The following is a 3,374-nucleotide window of genomic DNA, read 5'->3' on the forward strand; positions in this document are numbered from 1 at the left end:
GCTCCGGAGGCGGGGTCGGGGCCGGGCCGCGCGGCCGACGCCGGGCCCAACGCCGGGCCGGCAGCCGGCGCACCGGTGCCGCCGGGGCCGGTGCCGCCACGGCCGATGCCGACGGGGCCGATGCCGACGGGGCCGATGCCGACGGGAACCGAGCGCGTCGCGCCGGCCCCGGAGGCGGGGACCGGCGCCACGGCCGGCACAGCACCCGATGCCCCCAGGAGCTTCCCCTCAGGTCCCGCTCCTACGGGGACGGGCCAGGCGGGGGCCGCTCCGGCGGGACCCGGCCACGTACCGCCGGCGCCGGAAACGCCGCCGGCGCCGTTCGGCGGCCCGGCGGCCGGGGCCGCGCCCACCGACTCGCCCCGGAGCGGTGAACCACCGGAGCCCGTTGCGCCGAACGCCGGCGCCGGACCGGGGTTCGGGCCGCCGCCGGACTATCCGGCCGACCCCCGCACCGACCCGCGCAACGGCCTTTACGACACCGCGCCGACCGGCGACACCGGTCAGCCGCCGCCAACCGCTCCCGACGCGGCGGCCGGTGGCCAGCCGGAGCACCCCGCCTACCGGCCGCAGCGGCGGGGACCGGTGGGACCGGCAGGACCGGCGGATTCGGTCGGCGACGGGCCGCCGGCCGCCCCCGCGGCCCCCCACGCGGCGTGGTGCGGTGCCTGCCGGGCGGGCGCCGTGGACGCGGACGGCTACTGCGAGCGGTGCGGGCACGCCCAACTCCGCGAGCGCGACCGGCTGGAGCAGGTGGACGGCCCGGTGGCGGTCGCCACCGACATCGGCAAGCGGCACCACCGCAACGAGGACTTCTTCGCGATCACCGCCGGCGCCCGCGCGTCCGGAGGGGAGCCTGCCGACGTCGCCGTGGTCTGTGACGGCGTGTCGTCCTCCACCCGGCCGGACGAGGCGTCCGCCGTCGCTGCCCGCGCGGCCTGTTCCTGGCTGGGCCGGGAGTTGGCCGACGGCGGCGACGCGCGGTACGCGATGTTCGACGCGATCCTCCGGGCCCACCAGGCGGTCACCGCCCTGGCCGAGGGCGGAAGCCCCGAGCAGAACTCGCCCGCGTGCACGATCGTCGCCGTGGTCGGGCAGTCCAGGGTGGCCACCGTCGGCTGGGTCGGCGACAGCAGGGCCTACTGGGTGCCCGACGACCGGACGGCGCCGGCGTGCCGGCTGACCGAGGACGACTCGTGGGCGGCGCAGATGGTCGCCGCCGGTCTGATGACCGAGGCGGAGGCGGCCGCCGACCCCCGGGCGCACGCGATCACCGGCTGGCTGGGGGCCGACGCCGGCGAGGTGGAGCCGCACGTCGCCTCGTTCGCCCCGGAGCGCCCCGGCGTGGTGGTGGTGTGCACCGACGGACTGTGGAACTACGCGGAGTCCGCCGCGGAGATGGCCGCCGCGGTGCCGGCGGACGCGCGCGTCCGCCCGTTGGAGGCGGCCCGCGCCCTGGTGGCGCACGCGCTGCGCGGCGGGGGCCACGACAACGTAACGGTGGCGCTCGTTCCGTTCCCGGCGTACCCGGCGCGGGCAGGATCGGCCTGACGAACCGGGGCGTACCGCCCCGGTCGCCGCCGCGGGGCCGCGGTCCGTCCGGACAACCGAGTGGAAGCAGGACACAGCAGGGATGGCCAACTTCGCCAAGTCGAACGTGCCGCGGTTCTCGGTCGACGTCTACCAGAACCGGTACCTCGCCGAGGGCGCCCAGGAGGTCAACGCCATAGTGACGGTCACCTCCACCGGGGGCGGCACCTCGGGCGGCATGCCGCTGGTGCGGCGGGAGGCGCTGGGAACCGGCCGGGCCGCTGTGGTGATCATGGTGGACTGCTCGGGTTCCATGGATTACCCGCCGAGCAAGATGCGGAACGCGAGGGACGCCACCGTCGCCGCGATCGACACCCTCACCGACGGTGTCGCGTTCGCGGTCGTCGCCGGCAACCACCTGGCCAGGGAGGTCTATCCGGGCGACGGTCGGCTGGCGGTCGCCGACCCGGCCACCCGGGAGCACGCCAAGCGGGCGGTGCGGGAGATCGAGGCGCGCGGCGGTACCGCGATCGGCACCTGGCTGCGGCTCGCCGAGCGACTGCTGAGCGGCCACGACGCCGCGATCCGGCACGGCATCCTGCTGACCGACGGGCGCAACGAGCACGAGGAACCGGAGGCGCTGCGGGAGGCGCTGGCCGCCTGCGCCGGCCGGTTCACCTGCGACGCGCGCGGGGTGGGCACGGACTGGGAGGTCGCGGAGGTCACCTCGATCGCCTCCGCGCTGCTCGGCACCGCCGACATCGTCGCCGACCCGGAAGGACTGACCGGGGACTTCACGAAGATGATGACGGCCGCGCTCCGCAAGGAGGTCGCGGACGTCGCGCTGCGGTTGTGGACGCCGCTGGGCGCGGAGGTGGTGTTCGTCAAGCAGGTCGCGCCGACCGTGGAGGACCTGACCGGCCGGCGTACGGACACCCGTCCGCGTTCCGGTGACTATCCGACCGGCTCCTGGGGCGACGAGTCCCGCGACTACCACCTGTGCGTACGGGTCCCGGCCGCCCGGGTCGGGCAGGAGATGCTCGCCAGCCGGGTCTCCCTCGTCCGCGCCGGCGCCGACGGCGCCTGGCAGACGCTCGCCCAGGGGCTGGTGCGGGCGGTGTGGACGGACGACGCGGCGGCGGCGACCACCCTCAACCCGCAGGTCGCCCACTACACCGGTCAGGCCGAGCTGGCGCGGGCCATCCAGCAGGGCCTGGAGCTGCGCAAGGCCGGCGACGCGGCCGGCGCCACCGCCAGACTGGGCCGCGCGGTGCAGCTCGCGGCCGCGTCCGGCAACAAGGACACCGCCAAGCTGCTGGCGAAGGTGGTGGACGTGGTGGACGCGGCTGCGGGTACTGTTCGGCTGAAGACACGGGTGACGGAGGCCGACGAGATGACGCTCGAAACCCGGTCGACGAAGACGGTCAGAGTGAAGAAGTAGCGGCGACAGCCACGACGTGAGGGGGCAGCCGGAGATGCCGACTTGTCCGAACGGCCACCAGTCGGCGGCCGACGACTGGTGCGAGGTCTGCGGGCACCGCATGGCCCCCGCGCCCGGCGCGGGCCAGCTCCCACCGCCCCCGCCGTCCGGCGGCTACGGCTACCCCGCCCCGCCGGGGCCCACGGCCCCGATGCCCGACGACGCGACGGCCCAGGCCGAGCTGTGCCCCCGCTGCCGCACCCCGCGCGAGGAACGGGCGCAGTTCTGCGAGGAGTGCCGGCACGACTTCCGCGTCGGCGCGTCCGGCTCGTTCCCGCCGCCGCACGGCGGACAGGGGGCGCCGCACGGCGGACAGGGGGCTGCACCGCTGGAGTACACCAGCTCGGGCCGCAGCCATCTGAAC

2 protein-coding genes and 2 pseudogenes are annotated in these 3,374 nt (G+C 76.5%); 3 read left to right on the forward strand and 1 reads right to left on the reverse strand.

Annotation, left to right across the window (positions count from 1 at the left end; all coding sequences use genetic code 11):
- Nucleotides 1-191 (reverse strand): annotated as a pseudogene (locus tag GL263_RS28625) (hypothetical protein); the annotation flags it as partial.
- Between the two features lie 493 nt (nucleotides 192-684).
- On the opposite strand from GL263_RS28625, the gene GL263_RS28630 reads away from it, so the two are divergent.
- From GL263_RS28630 to GL263_RS23795, 3 genes and pseudogenes are all read left to right on the forward strand, one after another.
- Nucleotides 685-1,551 (forward strand): PP2C family protein-serine/threonine phosphatase, encoded by an 867-nt coding sequence (locus GL263_RS28630; RefSeq protein WP_438947997.1) that lies wholly within the window; start codon nucleotides 685-687, stop codon nucleotides 1,549-1,551.
- Nucleotides 1,552-1,633: 82 nt separating this feature from the next.
- Nucleotides 1,634-2,971: a vWA domain-containing protein gene (locus tag GL263_RS23790; protein WP_182857801.1), complete on the forward strand. Its 1,338-nt coding sequence runs from the start codon at nucleotides 1,634-1,636 to the stop codon at nucleotides 2,969-2,971.
- A 34-nt stretch (nucleotides 2,972-3,005) separates the two neighbouring features.
- Nucleotides 3,006-3,374, forward strand: a pseudogene (locus GL263_RS23795) (FHA domain-containing protein); the annotation flags it as partial.

Origin of the sequence: Streptomyces durbertensis, assembly GCF_014156695.1 — a bacterium.
GTDB classification, from domain to species: domain Bacteria; phylum Actinomycetota; class Actinomycetes; order Streptomycetales; family Streptomycetaceae; genus Streptomyces; species Streptomyces durbertensis.

What these genes read in the sequence shown, in the direction of transcription:
- GL263_RS23790 (WP_182857801.1), top strand. Translation starts at nt 1,634, where the DNA reads ATGGCCAACTTCGCCAAGTCGAACGTGCCGCGGTTCTCGGTCGACGTC.